The organism is Pseudoalteromonas sp. GCY (genome assembly GCF_016695175.1).
Classification (GTDB): domain Bacteria; phylum Pseudomonadota; class Gammaproteobacteria; order Enterobacterales; family Alteromonadaceae; genus Pseudoalteromonas.
In genome coordinates this window covers 513158-529060 of the sequence record NZ_CP068022.1, presented here as the reverse complement: position 1 = coordinate 529060, position 15903 = coordinate 513158, and the positions used below count along the sequence as shown (strand labels likewise).

General features: G+C 44.1%; 13 protein-coding genes. 7 read left to right on the top strand and 6 right to left on the bottom strand.

Annotated elements, in window-relative coordinates:
• The first annotated feature begins 128 nt into the window (after window positions 1-128).
• The 4 genes from JJQ94_RS02110 to JJQ94_RS02095 all read left to right on the top strand — a co-directional run bounded on the left by JJQ94_RS02110 (window position 129) and on the right by JJQ94_RS02095 (window position 4932).
• Entirely contained in the window at window positions 129-2576 is a 2448-nt protein-coding gene (locus JJQ94_RS02110) for a tetratricopeptide repeat protein (protein ID WP_099030683.1), read from the top strand.
• Window positions 2560-3381, top strand: a complete 822-nt coding sequence (locus tag JJQ94_RS02105; RefSeq protein WP_099030682.1) for a carboxypeptidase-like regulatory domain-containing protein — start codon at window positions 2560-2562, stop codon at window positions 3379-3381. The genes JJQ94_RS02110 and JJQ94_RS02105 overlap by 17 nt, the downstream gene beginning before the upstream one ends.
• A gap of 290 nt (window positions 3382-3671) precedes the next feature.
• On the top strand, window positions 3672-4346 hold the full coding sequence (locus tag JJQ94_RS02100; protein ID WP_099030681.1) for a TorF family putative porin: 675 nt from the start codon (window positions 3672-3674) through the stop codon (window positions 4344-4346).
• A 136-nt stretch (window positions 4347-4482) separates the two neighbouring features.
• Window positions 4483-4932 carry a DUF4920 domain-containing protein gene (locus tag JJQ94_RS02095; RefSeq protein ID WP_099030680.1) on the top strand — a complete coding sequence of 150 codons (450 nt, stop codon included), beginning with the start codon at window positions 4483-4485 and terminating at the stop codon, window positions 4930-4932.
• Here JJQ94_RS02095 and JJQ94_RS02090 read toward each other — a convergent pair.
• The 4 genes from JJQ94_RS02090 to JJQ94_RS02075 form a co-directional block, all read right to left on the bottom strand.
• Window positions 4906-5205 carry an AzlD domain-containing protein gene (locus tag JJQ94_RS02090; RefSeq protein WP_099030679.1) on the bottom strand — a complete coding sequence of 100 codons (300 nt, stop codon included), beginning with the start codon at window positions 5203-5205 and terminating at the stop codon, window positions 4906-4908. The genes JJQ94_RS02095 and JJQ94_RS02090 overlap by 27 nt on opposite strands.
• Window positions 5202-5885, bottom strand: coding sequence for an AzlC family ABC transporter permease (locus JJQ94_RS02085; protein ID WP_010607477.1), 684 nt, complete (start codon window positions 5883-5885; stop codon window positions 5202-5204). Before JJQ94_RS02085 ends, JJQ94_RS02090 begins: the two co-directional genes overlap by 4 nt.
• A gap of 1 nt (window position 5886) precedes the next feature.
• Window positions 5887-6687, bottom strand: coding sequence for an AraC family transcriptional regulator (locus JJQ94_RS02080; RefSeq protein ID WP_099030678.1), 801 nt, complete (start codon window positions 6685-6687; stop codon window positions 5887-5889).
• A gap of 98 nt (window positions 6688-6785) precedes the next feature.
• Window positions 6786-7259, bottom strand: coding sequence for a nuclear transport factor 2 family protein (locus tag JJQ94_RS02075; RefSeq protein ID WP_099030677.1), 474 nt, complete (start codon window positions 7257-7259; stop codon window positions 6786-6788).
• Window positions 7260-7712: 453 nt separating this feature from the next.
• Here JJQ94_RS02075 and JJQ94_RS02070 point away from each other — a divergent pair, with 453 nt between their 5' ends.
• The 3 genes from JJQ94_RS02070 to JJQ94_RS02060 all read left to right on the top strand — a co-directional run bounded on the left by JJQ94_RS02070 (window position 7713) and on the right by JJQ94_RS02060 (window position 14293).
• Window positions 7713-10367, top strand: a complete 2655-nt coding sequence (locus tag JJQ94_RS02070; RefSeq protein ID WP_099030676.1) for a glycoside hydrolase family 16 protein — start codon at window positions 7713-7715, stop codon at window positions 10365-10367.
• Window positions 10368-10437: 70 nt separating this feature from the next.
• Window positions 10438-13389 carry a TonB-dependent receptor gene (locus tag JJQ94_RS02065; RefSeq protein ID WP_099030675.1) on the top strand — a complete coding sequence of 984 codons (2952 nt, stop codon included), beginning with the start codon at window positions 10438-10440 and terminating at the stop codon, window positions 13387-13389.
• 325 nt (window positions 13390-13714) lie between these two features.
• Window positions 13715-14293, top strand: a complete 579-nt coding sequence (locus tag JJQ94_RS02060) for a LysE family translocator (RefSeq protein ID WP_236596476.1) — start codon at window positions 13715-13717, stop codon at window positions 14291-14293.
• 272 nt (window positions 14294-14565) lie between these two features.
• Here the strand turns inward: JJQ94_RS02060 and JJQ94_RS02055 are convergent, their stop codons facing one another.
• Window positions 14566-15105, bottom strand: coding sequence for a YqcI/YcgG family protein (locus tag JJQ94_RS02055; protein ID WP_099030674.1), 540 nt, complete (start codon window positions 15103-15105; stop codon window positions 14566-14568).
• A gap of 270 nt (window positions 15106-15375) precedes the next feature.
• Window positions 15376-15780: a DUF1801 domain-containing protein gene (locus JJQ94_RS02050; protein ID WP_010375302.1), complete on the bottom strand. Its 405-nt coding sequence runs from the start codon at window positions 15778-15780 to the stop codon at window positions 15376-15378.
• Window positions 15781-15903: the final 123 nt, after the last annotated feature.

Genomic DNA, 15903 nt, shown 5'->3' with positions numbered 1-15903 from the left:
TCATGCCAAACTTTGTTTTAATTTTAGCTTACTGATTTTGGTTTATTGTCTGCTAATTTCAATTTTCACTTTAGCTTAGAAGCCATATTCGTCTAAACTAAACTTGTAGCAATTGAAGGGAAGTCGAAATGAGTAAATGGCTAAGTAGGTATCCCATTACTGCTCGACAGTTCGTGTACTGGTTTTTGATATGCCTGAGCGCAACTAGTTGGGCAAACGGAGGCTCAGGTACCGTATTTAAAGGACGATTCGTTCTCAATGAACTACATGGTATCGGGATCGCAAATGTGCCAATTTCCGCCGATGCTGCGTCGCCAACCATGTCATTGAGCGACGGGAGTTTTAAACTGGTATTCAAAAAAGAGCCAGGAGAGCTGTTTCGACTCAGGGTGAATCATGGTGATTTAGCGGTGGTCAACCACATTCAGCTGGAAGGGTATTTACCCAAACCAAACAGTGCCTATTTACCATTGACGATTATTCTTGCAAAGCCTAACGAGCGTCAGAAGTGGGCGTTGCGGTTTTATCGTATAATGATTGATGAAATTATTGAACAACAATATCAGCACAAGCTGGGGCAGCTGACTGACCGCAATAGCAGCCAACAAGATATTGAGCAAAAGGTACGTAAACTTACCGAAGAAAAGCAAAAGCTGCAGGAGCAGGCAAGCATGCTGGCTCAATCCTTGTCTGAACACGAATCACCACCACAAGGCTTGTATAAAGAGGCAATACAACTCTATCTTTCTGGCGATTTGGATCAGGCGTTGGAAGTACTTAATGACGCCGAACTAGAGAAACAATATCAGCAACACCAATTCAAAAAAGGTCAGTTAGAAAAGCAGTTCAGGCAGCTGAAATTGAAAGAAGCTGAGCTGGAAGCACAATCTCGCCAGTATCAGCGCGAAGAAGCAGCACAAGCTAATGCAAACTTGCTTAAGGCGATTGTATACGAGCAACGGTTTGAAGCGGAAAAAGCGCTGGCGCAATATCGCACTCTGGTAAAGCGTTTTCCAAATCATGGTCATGCGCAATCTACCGCAGCGCGCTTTTTTAGCACGCATAATTACACGAAGGATGCGCAGCAGAGCTATGACAAAGCTTTGAACATATATCGTGCCAAGGCAAAAGAAGATCCGCAGGTGCATCTGCCTAATGTCGCGACAATATTAAATGGACTCGGGCGCCTACAAAGCCACCAGCTTAAACCTGATGAAGCCGAACGCAGCTATAACGAAGCGCTTGAAATTTACCGGACCTTAGCCAGCCAAGCACCATCATTAAAAAAAATGGCAGAAGATGGTGTAACCCTAGCTCAGCCGCAAATGAGCGCACAAGGTAACTCACCAAGTTCTGGTTTCGATCATGCTGTTCTGAACTTCCCCTCAGAAGACTCGTTGAGAGGAATTTCTATGGTGCTGAGTAACCTGGGAACTCTGCAAGTTAGATTGGGTAAGCATGACAGAGCTGAGCAAAGCTTGACGGAGGCATTGAGTATCAACAGGCGTCTCGCTGAACATTCACCAGAGCGCTATAAACCATCTATAGCTGCTGTATTAAATGGCCTGGGACACATGCAAGAGGCTGAGGGTCATTTTTCCGAGGCCGCGAAGTACTATCAGGAAGTCATTGATATATTTCGCGAGTATGCCAAGCAAGAGCCAGATTTATATCTGTCAGCTTTGTCGGGGGCATTGCAAAATCTGGGGGGGATAATGTTCAAAATACACCAGCTGGACGAGGCTGAGAAGAAGTTTGTCGAAGCGATAGAAATTAGAAAAACGCTGGTCAGTAAAGCCCCACGCTCTGTTCTGCCGAATATTGCCTCGGCGTACAGTAATCTGGGTATACTATATAGCAAGAAAAATGAGCTTGCTAAGGCTCAGGAGAGCTATCTGGAGGCGCTAAAAGCATACAGTATATTGGATGAGGATGCGCTGCCATTTTATTTACCTGATATGGGGAAGGTGCATCATAACCTTGGTGTTCTATATTATCAACAAAACGCACTGCAAGACGCGGTACGAAGCCATGAAGCGGCCTTGCAGGCTTATACTCGTTTGAATAAAAAGGTTCGCAACAACTATGTCCAGGAGTTAGCGATATCACAATTCATTTTGGGAGATTTATATAGTGAATTGGATATGTATGCACAAGCTGAGCAAACTTATCAGGGCGCGCTAAAAGAGTTTCGTACTCTGGAGGCGATATTTTCTCGCCCTATTAAGCCTTCTTTGGTTGCTGAGGTGCAAAGTAAAATCGCGGATCTGCAAAGTAAGCAAGAAAAATGGGCACTGGCTGAGGTGAGTTACGAAGCAACGCTGCGCACTCGTCGTCAACTGGCGCTTAGCGAGCCAGATACTTATTTACCCCGGGTTGCCAGTACTTTGTATAACTTAGGCGTTATTAATTATCAACAGGCGAATTATGCCAAAGCCAAACCTTATGCGCAGGAGAGTATGGAGATCAGAAAACGCCTGAGTGAAACACACGCTGAGCAGGACGACTTTCAAAAGTCGTCACATCTGATGGCGTTAATCATTAAACAGCAGGAACAAAATGAATCAACCAACTAATAAACCAGCCTATAAGCATGTGTGGGGGTTTTCGGCAGTTGCCCTGGTATTATTCTTACTTTTGAGTGCTGGCCTGATATATAACGCGGAGACGTTATTTACCTTTAGGCTGATATCAAAGGTGTGGTTTTTGATAGTGTTGGTTGTTGGACTGCTCTGCGCGATTTGTTTGTTTTCTCTCTTTAAGTCTTATGCTGCGTATTCTGGCAAAGCACTCGGTGGCACACTCCGTTTGGGGGGGCCGTGTGTACTGATGCTGGTAATTGTAATGTTGGGTATAAAACTTGCGCCCGACACTACAACGGATTTCTCATATACATTTATATTGGAAACCGCTGATGGTCAGCCTCTGAATGAGTCAAATGGACAGTTGCTGGTTGATCTGGACGCGCAAATAGTGCGTGGCGAGATAATTGGGCTGGGGGAGGTGACGTTAAAAAATATTCCACCTCGATTCCTAGGAGAAACTGTCAGGGTTCGTTTGTCTGGGAATGACCAATATCAATTGAGTGAATCTGTTAAGCTAGTTGGGCAATCAGCTCGCTTAACTGTTGAGCTCAAAGAGCAAATAGTGCAGGGCATTGTGAGGGACAGCCAAGGTCTACCTGTTGTAGGTGCAACAGTCATGGCCGGTGACCAAAGTGTGATGACATCACTAACCGGTCGATTTCAATTTACATTACCTGCAAATCTTAGTGAGACAGAGCTAGTGCTACATATAATGGCGGACGGCTATATGCCGTACAATACAGACTATGTATTTAGTGGTGTGCTGATGCAAGTTCAGTTAACAAAAATGAATTGAAAACATGCCTTACATCTATTGATGTGGCGTTTTCTCGGTACACGCTCTGGTTCCAATTGTGCTTCTATCAAATATAACAATAATATGGCTTTTTGCTATTGCTGTGTCAGTCGTTATATATCAAACAGATCATTGCAGCAATAGCGCTTCATTAAAAAGCCAGCCAGACGCTTATAAAACGAAAAATAATCATGCCAAGCATGTCAAAAAGCGGATGAAACTGTGCCAGTGACAGGGCGGGAACGGCGGTCTATGCTTGAAATGACTGCAATTAAAGAGTGATTTCAAAGATGAAAAAATACTGTCTGCTGCCATTGTTGTTTACTCCACTATTTGTCAACGCGTCGACATCCTCCACCGTAACATTAGCTTCCGACTATTTATTTAATGGCGTAAGTCAAACTAAGGAAGACGAAGCGCTTCAAGTCAGTTTAGATTGGTTTGGAAAAAGTGGTTGGTATGCTGGAGGCTGGGTGTCTCAAGTTGATTTTGGCGATGGTACGGATGTAGAAGGAGATCTGTATGGTGGCTACAAATTTACGCTAACTGACAAATTAAAGCTTGATGTTGGCCTCTCCCAATATACCTATCATGGTGATGATGTGAGTTCTGATTACAACTATGCAGAAGCCTATGCAAAGTTCAATTACGGCCAGACAAATTTAGACTTTTGGTATGCATGGGATTACTTTGGAACAGGGGCTGCTCACGGGATAGTGATGCTCACGCATAGTATCCCAATCACAGATCGTTGGTCACTGACGCTTGGGGTTGATCATTCAATGAGCTTTGATAGTGATAAATACCAATGGGAGTCGGGTGATGATGACTATACCCACTGGCATCTAACTGGAACTTACTCGATTAGTACTTGGTCTTTTTCATTGGGCTATGAAAGCAATGATATTGATTCCTATGCAGATTCTACATTTGTGGCGTCAATTTCAAAAACATTTAATTTTTAAATTTACCTTTTATTAACTTTTGTGTTGATTTTAGTTGCGAATTGTACTTTTATATAGCTATATGATTGATGCTCCATAACTTTTTATAGGAGTAAGCAATTGATGAGGTAATAGTGATAAAAGCTATGGAGTCGCAATGATGAAGGATACGATAAAACTAACAGCACTCTCTTTGGCGGTATTTTCTCGGTTTAGCTTTTCAAGCCCGCTAGAATTTGCCGGTGGTGCAGACATGTCTAAGTTAGTCGAGGCAGAGCACATATTGCCAAATCTCAATGACTACACAACAAACCTTGTGACCGTAAAAGGGGTGGTCACTCATGTTTGCAGAAAATTAGGTTGCTGGATGACGCTGCGAGTAGCAAATGGCCTAGACGTAAATATCGAAGTTGAGCAAGGTGATATGGTGTTTCCGCTTGCTGCGATTGGTCGTGAAGCCCATGTGACGGGGCGCTTCGAAGCGCTAAACCAGCGCGCTTTGGTTTGCGTGAGTGAAGCAGACGATGAAACGGCACTCATGCGTTTGGGGTTTAATCCAACGGCCGTAACCATTTCGCATTTAGTACAGCAAGTAAAACACAGCTAGGCTTGCAAACGTGGTGACATAGAGGTTTTTAAAGCGAAACGCCAGTATTACTGCGACCGTTGCGGCGACCAAATAGGGGTTGCTTGGCGTGATGGCAAGTTGCTTGTCTTGAATAAATACAATAGGTACCCAAATTGAGGTCAGTACGCAAGGGGCGCTAAAACTTAAAAAGCGCTGTAGTTTAGGACCGATAGTAAAAGGCAGTTGTTTTGCCATAAATAAATACCGAGTTGCAAACGTGACACAAGCCATGGCTAAAATAGTGGTGATCATACACGCTCCTTTTTACTTTGTAGCACATATCCTACCGACATTCCGAGCAAGGCTGAGGCGATTAAACCAAATTCAAAATGGATCAGTTTGAACACTAAGATAGTTACTGCCGACGTTAAACAAGCACATAACACGGGTAATGCGTTAATACTCGGGACCACTAAAGCAATAAATATTGCCGCAATCGCGAAGTCTAAGCCAAGGTTGGTCAAGTCAGGTAAAAACTGACCTGCGACAATACCAATGAGCGTCCACAGATTCCATGCAACATAAAAGCTACCACCTGCGATGAGCGCATATACGAGCCGAAGTTTGCCTTGATAGGCACGGTGATGATGGGAAAACGCAAACAATTCGTCAGTGAGAAAAAACGCAATGGGGCCACGCCATTTAAGGGGCTTATCTATCATTTTGTTGCGGATAGCAAGGCCATAGAGTAAGTGTCTCGCGCTAATAATAAAGGTAGTCGCAAGTAAGGTGATAAGCGCGGTGTCTTTGGCAATAAGCTCTATTGCCACTAACTGCGCCGAGCCTGCAAAAACTAATAACGACATTAACTGTGCTTCGAGCGGCGTAAAGCCGTTTTGCACGGCAAGGGAGCCACACAATATTCCCCAAGGAAGCACGGCGAGATTTAATGGCAACATATCCCAAAAGCCTTTGCATACTGCGACTTTCATATTAACAAGCCTTGCTATATTGACTGGGAGTGATCCCCATGTTCTTTTTAAAATGACGATTGAAGTGGCTTTGATCATAAAAGCCGACGCTTAATGCTGCATGGGAAACACTTTTCCCGCTGCGCAGTAATGCCTTGGCATGATTAAGCCGGTGTTGTATTTGAAAGGCATGGGGAGTGAGGCCAGTGTGGGCCTTAAACACGCGAATAAAGTAAAAGGGACTCATGCCGACAAGGCTCGCTAAGGAGTCGAGTGATACATCTTCAAATAAATTATCCAAAAGAAAATGGCGTGCTGTGGTAATTCGCTGCTTAACCGAAGGGATTTTTGTATCGAATGTGACTTTGCCTTGCTTATTGCTTAAATAAGATAGCAGAGCAATAAGCTGAGACTGCTTTTCAAGTACGCTGGTATCACATTCTAAGACGTTAAAAGTGGTGTTCATGAGTGCCGTAAGCGTTCGGTCGTGTACCACTGCATCATGGAAAAAAGGAGCTATTGCCTCGCCATCACCAAGAAACTGATTGAATAGTTCAGGCGTTGGGTAGAGTGAACGGTACGAAGACTTATCTTTTGACGCCTTTCTGCAATCGTGCACCTGCTCTGCATTAATCAAAATGACACTATGCTGACTAGCTAAGTGTTCACCGCCGCTGCGGTAGAATCGCTGCGCACCACTATCCACTAAGGCAAGCGTATAGCCGCTGTGGCTATGTCTACCAAAGTCTTCCTGCTTATCAATGTTGTGTAGAACTTCTAGACCACCGAGTTCACGATGAAAACTAAACTTTGAGTGTTGCATAATTCTCTCCCCCATTGATGAAAAGCGTATCTGTCTTCACTCAAAAAGTCTTGTACAAAATTGCACAATGCCATAAACAATAACCGGGTTAATAACGCCTAATGCCAAGTCTCTTTTTTAAGCACGTTAACAAGGCGGTGATTGATTAAGCATCGGCCATCGATTACTTTAAGCTCGTCTTCATACACTCCGTTAAATACGGTGATTGGGGCATCTGATTGAGATTTTGGCTGCTGATAAAGAACAAAATAGCTTTTAGCACTAAACTTATTTGCCTCCATAGGTTGAATATCGGCACTGGTTATCATGTGCATACTTTTTGTTGTTTTTATGGCTTGTTGCTGCCTTATTGTTATTTCTTCAGCGCCAGTAATATTGATATTGAGTGCTGGGATACTAAATGTTGCATCCTTTGTAAAAACACTTTGGTATTCTTGTGCTGAACCCGAATCGCGATATTTTATGTAATTGCGCAGTGTCGTCTCACAGAGGCGCTGGTTACTGCTTGGGTTGGTGGTCATGCAACCACTCATAACATATGCCGCTGCAACTAAAAGGAAATATGATTTCATAACATGACCCTAATTTTTTGTTAATAATCTCAGTGAATTTAACCGTATTGTCAACCAAGTTAAAGCGTATGATTTATCTTGACGTAATGATTGCGTAAACATGTAAAGCCCCTTTACAGCTTTTTCTGCTGCGGTTTTATTAGATGCTACTGATCTGTTAAGTCTGTATTTATAGCATGCAGATTTTCACCTTATGACAATTTAATATTGACGAATAAATTAACTTAGTTTACTTTTGTGAAAGCGCTTACATTTTGCGTGTGTTTTTTTAACGTCATTTGTAAGCGCTTACATTTGTTGTTAGGAACGCGCTGAGTAGTCTTTCAGCGTATAGCTAAATAACCTGATCTTAGAAACGATGAGTTAATCGACAGCTTATCTAAGCCTCAAGTTAAATAATAAAGTTCTTAGCATTCAACCATTTGACAACGACGTTTTACATCGGGGTAACTGATGAAAATTGCAGCAAGAAAATTAACAAGGCTATGCACCGCAATCTCTGTGGCTATCATAGCGGGATGTGGCGGAAGCGCCGAGACTGAAACTAATTATAAATCCGTTGATACCACAACGCCGGTTTCAGACTGGACGCTAGTGTGGAGCGATGAATTTGATAGCGATGCGATAGACACATCTAAGTGGACGCACGAGGTAAATTGCGACGGCGGTGGCAACAATGAAAAACAGTGTTACACCGACAGTGAACAGAACGCGTTTATTGCCGATGGCATGCTGAATATTGTAGCTACACCTGCGCAAGCAGGCGCACAACTGCCGTATACCTCGGCAAGATTGAACACCAAATACAAAGCTGATTTTAAGTATGGCAGATTCGAAATGCGGGCCAAGCTACCAAGCGGGCAAGGCAGTTGGCCCGCGTTTTGGATGTTGCCTACGGATGAGGTTTACGGTGGCTGGCCTAAGTCTGGTGAAATAGACATCATGGAAGCGGTAAACCTCAAGGCCGCTAATGAAGACGGCTCGGTTGAATCTAACGTGCATGGCACGCTTCATTACGGCCGTGATTGGCCTAATAATGTTCACACCGGTAAAGCATATGCGATACCTGATGGCGTAAATCCAGCTGATGACTTCCATACCTATGCTGTGGAGTGGCAAGAGGGTGAGATCCGTTGGTACGTTGATGGTTATCTCTATGCCACACAACGTCAATCGGAGGTTCGTTACAACTCAAAGCAAGAAGCGGTTGGTTTAAAACACCGTGGATGGTTTGCTGAATACTACGAGCAAGGCTCTGGCGAGCTGGTTACTCATTGGGATAGTGCGCCTTTTGATCAGCAGTTTCACCTTATCTTAAACCTTGCCGTTGGTGGTGATTGGCCTGAAAACGTTAATAATAAAGGTATCGACTCCGACGCCTTTGTGAACGGACAATCGTTTGTGGTTGACTATGTCAGAGTGTATGAGTGCGCCTCTAACCCCGAAACGGGCAAAGGATGTGAAACGGTGCGCCCAGGCTACGACGACCTTGAGGATGCGTTAGTCGAAGGCGAAGCACCTATTCCGTCGCCACCTTCTTCGGGTACCGCTAAAAACCTAACCATCTTTGATGATAATTTTAACGTTAACTGGCCAGCTTGGGATTGTTGTGGTGGTTCAACGCCTGCATTGGTTGCAGACGAAAGCCGTGGCAATGTTGTTGAGTTTGTGGTCGGTGAGACGCCAACCGTAAATGGCTTTACCAGCCGTGCCGAATTTATCACAGATCCAAGCGGTAAAGCCTCGCCATTTGATGCAACAAGCATGCTAGAAGCGGGCTATATTCGGTTCGATATGCAAGTGACACAAATGCCTTCAGATCCAAGTGCAGCATGGAAATTTAAAGTTGAAAGCCAAGGTGCTTCTAGCGCCGCTGAACTCGATCTTTTTGCAAGCGTTGAAGGACAATCACCAGCCGCAGGCTCGTGGCAAACTTATACCTTCCCACTACAGCAATTGTCCGATGCGGGACTTGATGTTTCAGCGATTGATGTAGTGATGATCTTCCCTGCATGGGGAGCCGGAAATGGTGCTATCTATCGTGTTGATAAGGTTGAGATTGCACAGGATACAAGCTTACCTTCGTTGACCTTATTTGAAAATGCCATTAACGCCGAGTGGCCGCTTTGGGATTGTTGTGGTGGCTCGACACCGACTGAAGTCTCTGACGATGCAACGCATGGTATTGTTGCTGAATTTACGATTGGTGACACACCAACGGTAATGGGGTTTTCGTCTCGAACAGAAGTGGGGGGAGCCGGAAAACCGTTTGATGCAACTGCAATTTTAGAAGGTGGCGTAGTACAGTTTGAAATGAAAGTCATGAGCTTACCGTCGACTCCAGATGCCCCTTGGCTACTTAAAATTGAGTCTGATAACGCCGCGAGTGCGGTTGAGCTACCACTATCTGAATCACAAGAGGGTGTAGCGCCACAGGCCGGTGAATGGCAAACCTATACTTTCTCAATTGAAGCTTTGGCTCAGGCTGGTCTTGACCCAAGTGCAATTGATGTGGTGATGATTTTTCCAGCTTGGGGCTCAGGTAGCGGCGCGGTTTATCGTGTTGATAACGCAAAAATCTTTCATCCTGACGGTGACAAGGCGAGTGGCGGTCTAAGCTTATTCAAAGATCAAGCTGCTGAGCAGTGGTCAATTTGGGATTGTTGTGGTGGCTCTACACCCACAATAGAAGTAGACGAAGATGCAGCCCATGGTCAAGTTGCGCAATTTGTTATTGGTGCAACCCCAACTGTGATGGGGTTTTTAGCGGATGACGATGTCTATTATGATGCTTCCCATTTACTAGAAACTGGCGTAGTTAAGTTTGATATGAAGGTGACTTCAACACCTACAAATATCGACGCTCAATGGCTGTTTAAAATTGAGTCAAATGATGCTAGTGCAGCGGTAGAGCTTGCTCTGAACCAAAGCGCTGAAGGTCAAGCTCCAGAAGTTGGCAAGTGGCAAACTTATACGTTTCCACTTCAAGCTTTGTACGATGCTGGACTCGACATTAGTGCCATTGATGTCTTGATGGTATTCCCCAGCTGGGGAATGGGCGAGGGCGCCGTTTACCGCATAGACAATGTTGAAATCGTCAGTCAATAAGCCAGTGTGGATCGCCAATAGTGCTTTGAACTCGGTGATCCAGCAGCAAGAATAGAATCGCAGGGCAGTCATGAATAACAAACAATTCAATAAAAGTAAGCTTGCCGTTCAGTTGTCGTTAGCAATAGCGATGAATGCGGGAATGGTTAGCATAGCTCAAGCAGAAGAGCAACAAACAGCCGAAAAAGTCGAAGTGATCGAAGTGAAAGGGATCCGCGGAAGTTTGATCCGTTCAATGGATTTAAAGCGCTCCGCATCGGGGGTCATGGATGCCATTTCGGCAGAGGAAATGGGGAAATTTCCAGATACCAATTTAGCTGAGTCCTTACAGCGGATCACCGGGGTCTCGGTTAGTCGAGCCAATGGTGAAGGCAGCCAGATAACGGTGCGAGGTTTTGGACCTGATTTTAACTTGGTGACGTTAAATGGTCGCCAAATGCCGGGCACAGGTAATACTCGTTCGTATAACTTGGAAAACCTAGCCGCAGAAGGTGTGAGTGCGCTTGAGGTATACAAAACCGGACGTGCTGATGTACCAAGTGGCGGTTTAGGGGCTTTGGTCAACATTGTTACGGCCAAACCACTACAGCGCCCAGGGCAACATTTTAGCGCTACAGCAAAGGCGATTGTTGATACCTCTAACGAAGCGGGAGATGATGTTACACCTGAGGTTTCCGCGGTTTATAGTAATACCTTTGCCGATGAAACCTTTGGTTTTGGATTTTCCTTCTCCCATCAGCAACGTGATTTTCAAAAGCAGCAAGCCAATATTCAAGGCTGGCAGGCCAATGTTGATCTACCTGATTTAGACCCGTCTAAAATCATTGATGGCCGTGCTGAAGATGCCGAGGGTAATAAAGTCGGAAATTACTTTTTTCCAAAAGACATGAACTACGGCATTGAAGATCTAGAGCGAGAAAGAACGAACGGTCAAGTTACCTTTCAATATGCACCGACTAACGGTTTTGTTGCCACCTTAGACTACACGGCAAGCCTTGCCGTAACGGGTTCTAATACGGTGGGTTGGGGTATTTGGAATGAGTTTGGCGGTAATATAAATGCCTATGAGTTAGATGCCAATGGCACTGCGGTTTATGCCGATATTGGTGGTAATGATGCGTCGTTCACTGCAAATAGAAATACGACGGAAGTTGAGGCGCGTTCACTTGGCTTAAATCTGGACTGGCAAATTAATGATAATTGGCATGTAGAGCTTGATTATCACGACTCAAAAAACGAAACCGATAATGGCGCAGATAAAGGCTTGGGTAGTGATGGTCAAATCATCTTAGGCTCAGATCAGTTGCTCACTAAGATTTATGATTATCGGCAGGGCGAAGTGCCACATGCAAATGTGCTTTGGAAAAATGGCACGAATGAACTCATGGCAAGTGAAATTGATTCTAACTTTAGCCAATTTATTCACTCTCCCGGAGAGGCGACGGTCGAGCAGTTGCAACTTGATACCACTTGGTTTAACGACAGTTTTGATATTGGCCTAGTAAGTGTGCAGTTTGGTGCCGCTCGCACTGAACAGTCAACTGGGGGGTATGAAGCGTGGAGTGGTCTACGAGGAGGACCGGGTTTTAATCCTTCGTTTAAAGAAATTTTCCCAGATAGTATGTTTACGCGCCATGAAACTGGTGATTTGCTAGACCAATTCGCTGGTGGTGGCAGTGACTTACAGCCGGGGTATTACTATACCTATGACTTTGATGAAGCTATTGCAAGGCAGCTTGCGTATCTTACAGAAGATGTGATCGGTGCTGACTACTACTCGGCGGACGCCTATTTTGATGGCATAGACAGCCAAAGTAGAGTTGATGAAACCACTGACAGCATCTACTTGCAATCTAAATGGGAGTTTGAATTTTCTGACTACTTTGTGCAGATCAACGCAGGCCTGCGCTATGAACAAACGGATGTGACAAGTGTGGTACGTCAGCGTGTGGAAACGCAAGTGAATTGGGACAGTCCATCTGAGTGGATTATGCAATACGCTGCAGGCGGTGATGACAACTTCTTAACGCAGCAAGGGGATTACGACATTCTATTACCGATGATCGATGTGCGTTTTGATCTCACCGAAGATTTAATTGCACGAGCGTCTTGGGGCAAAACAATGTCGCGTGCGCCGCTTAGTAATCTCGCTGGTGGCAGAAGTTTGTCAGGCAGCCCAAAACCGGGAGCGAGGACCGGCTCTCGAGGCAATACAAACCTATTACCGTTTGAGTCGACAAACCTAGATTTTTCACTTGAATATTATTACAACGAAGGAAGTTACGCATCACTTGGCTACTTTAAAAAAGAGGTCGATAACTTTATTCAAACCACAATCACGCAAACCACCATTGAAGGTCTTTACGATATTTACAATGGTCCAAGGTATAAACAAGCGATTGCAGACATTGAAGCCCGTGGAGAGCAGGCAACCAGTGATGCTATTTTTGCACAAATGATCGCCAATGGGCACGGTAATGCCGATGGCAAGATTGAACCAAGCAGTGACGATCCATTGATGGTATGGAACATCAGCCAGCCACAAAATACCGATAGTAAATCGGTTGATGGTTTTGAAGTGGCGGTACAGCACTTATTTGGTGAAACGGGATTTGGCCTTGGTGTAAACGCAACTTTTGTTGATGGCGATGTTGAGTTTGATAGTGAAAGCCTAGTGCAGCAAGCACCGCTGACTGGGTTGAGTGACTCAGCTAACTTCCAAGCATTTTACGAAAAAGACGGATTATCGGTGAAGTTAACCTACGCATGGCGTGACGCTTATCTTATCGGGGTAGGTCAAGCGCAAGGCTCAGCAGATGCACCACCGCAATATGCCAAGTCTTACGGTCAATGGGACGTTAGTGTGAATTACGATATTGATGAGCAGTTTACGGTGTTCTTTGAAGGTATTAACTTAAACAATGAAACCGAGCAAGGATATGGTCGTTATGAAGAGCAATTCTTATTTGCTCGTCAATACGGTCCGAGATACTCGGTTGGTGTGAGGTATACTTTTGAGTGATCTTTTGCGCATCCGTTCACTAATACTAATTTCACTTAATTAAGCAAATTGGCATAAAAATGCAGACCGACGAGTCTGCATTTTTTTGGCCCTAATTCAGTAGGTGCGACTTTATGTCGCGCTTATCCAAGAGTATATTGCATAGGGTAACGATGAGGCTGACTTTGAAGAAAAATATCATTGATAAACTCAGTACGTCGCTCCCACTTACCGCATATTACTTTGTGAAGTCATGATTTAGTGTGATGATGCGGTGAGTGTGATTAGTACGAGTATTTGCGGGGTTGATGTTTTGGACAATTATTTTCTGTTTGTGGGTGTCGCTTTGGCGACAATTTTATTACCAGGGCCTGCGGTGATGCTGACTATCAATAACTCAATTCAAAGAGGCTTCACCAAGTCTTTAGCTGGTATTTGTGGTGTCGCGCTCGGGATTTTGATTGTCGCCGCGGTATCGGCATCAAGTTTAGGTGTGATCTTAGCCAGTTCCGTGTTGGCATTTACGGTCGTTAAATTTATTGGCGCTGCGTATCTCTTCTATTTAGGCTACAAGATGTGGCGAACTAAAGGTGAAAGTAAAATAGGCAAGTCTATTGCTGCAAGTACGATGAAAAAGTGTTTTTTAGAAGGCTTTTTTGTTTCGATCACCAACCCTAAGGCTGTAATTTTCTTTATGTCTATCTTTCCGCAATTTATCAATGTGGACAATGCCTTTTTGCCGCAATTTATGTTGCTGGTTTTTACCTTTAGCCTGCTGGTGTTTATGGTGCATATTTCTTATGCGGTGTTTTCTGGCCTTGCTAAGACTAAATTGTCGTCACCTAAGAGCATGACGATGATGAACAAAGTAAGCGGTGGCGTGTTTTTTGGGTTTGGCGCCGGTTTAGTTGCCGCCGGTAAGTAGTTTGAGTGGCCTAAAAGTGTAAGCATACTCCCTTTTCCCGCGAGTAGTTAAAGGGAGCAAAGCTTGGGTTCGGCATCGCTTAGCTCCGCACTGCAGCAGGCTTACTCGCCTTAGTGCGACAGGTTGGGCTACTTAGATTTGAATAAGCGCTTGAAGCACTCATTAAGCAAAAACAACCCAAAGTTGTTAATATGCCAATGACGACGTAAATAATAAAATCGATTACCATGATGTTGCTCATATCTAGTTCCTCTCCGTTGGTACAATGTGCATTAAATTCTGTGGGTTTCTACGTGTGATTCGATGACACGGAAGCTCTGTGGCACCTCAAACTGAGGCATTAAGTTAAAAACAATCGCTGGGTACTTAAACTTTCTGTTTCTCGATGCGCTTGTAGGGCTTAAACAAGTGATATAAAGCGGCTCGCCATCCAAATTAAAATGAAAATTATTGCTGCAATCTGACGATTGAGAATGCGGCCCTCTAGGAGTGCTCTGCGATACTAGGTTTTGTAATTCCTGTAGTTTACGCCAAACAGACTTATTAAAGTCGCTGTCATCTAAGTGTTGGCTCTGCTCAAAAACCGCAACAAACGCGGCACTTTTCATACTGTCAAAATCTACCTTTTCGACAAAAGAATAGAGACTCGTTATTAAACTAAAGTTGTTGTGTCTTGAGGTAAGATCGCCAAAACCTAAAACCTCAACATGATTAAACGCTAATTCGGCTCTATTACTACCACAAATGCATGGAAATTGCTGCTTGTTCACGAAATCAATAAAACTATCTTGCAGCTCGGGTTGTGGTGTCATGTTTTATGCTCCTTGTGTTATTTGCGCTAGTTGGTTTTGGTGTTTTCCAATGCTGAATGGCGAAATACATCTACATTGATTATCTATCATTAAGTAAGCAAGGCTTGAACCATTAATTTATAAATATAAGCTATTGAATTTAATGTTATTTTATTTTATGTATTTTAAAGGGGTAATTTTTTCACGTTTTATTCAGGTAAGAAGTACACGGCTGTAAAAATTGGTAACGGTGGGTTTTTCGCTCCGGGCAAGGTTTACCTAGATTGGTTGTTACTGCCCGAGTAAAGGCAAGTTTTTGAGGTTTTTATAGTCCATTGCAATGGCGATACAACGGTAAAGTTGTGCTGTTGGCATGTCTTCTTCTAGTTTAAGGACAATCGCTCGGTTTCCTTCAAATTGTAACTCGTCGGAAAATAGTACTCTAAATGTATCAACTAGCTTCGTTTGGCAGTGAAAATAAAGGTGATAGTTAGTAGGCGTTTTGGCTTTCCAAGCCATACGGAAAGGGCTACCCGATTTAACACTAAAGCTTAACTCTCCCCACTTTATTGCCTCAATCACCGCGCCAAAGTTTTGCTCACTGGCAACCTGCATTACTAGGCTACGCAGTGCCCTGATTTTTGCTTGCGCAGCAGGTGGATAGGTACTAATCACTTGTTCGGCTATGTTTGACACTCTGGCTCTTCCTTGGTGTTAGCTCATTTAGCTCATAAAGTAGAGTATTAAATTGAACGGGTGAGGGCAAGTGTGCTCTTGGTGTGACTTTTTAAATCGCTTGTTTGTGCCCTGTAAAAAGAA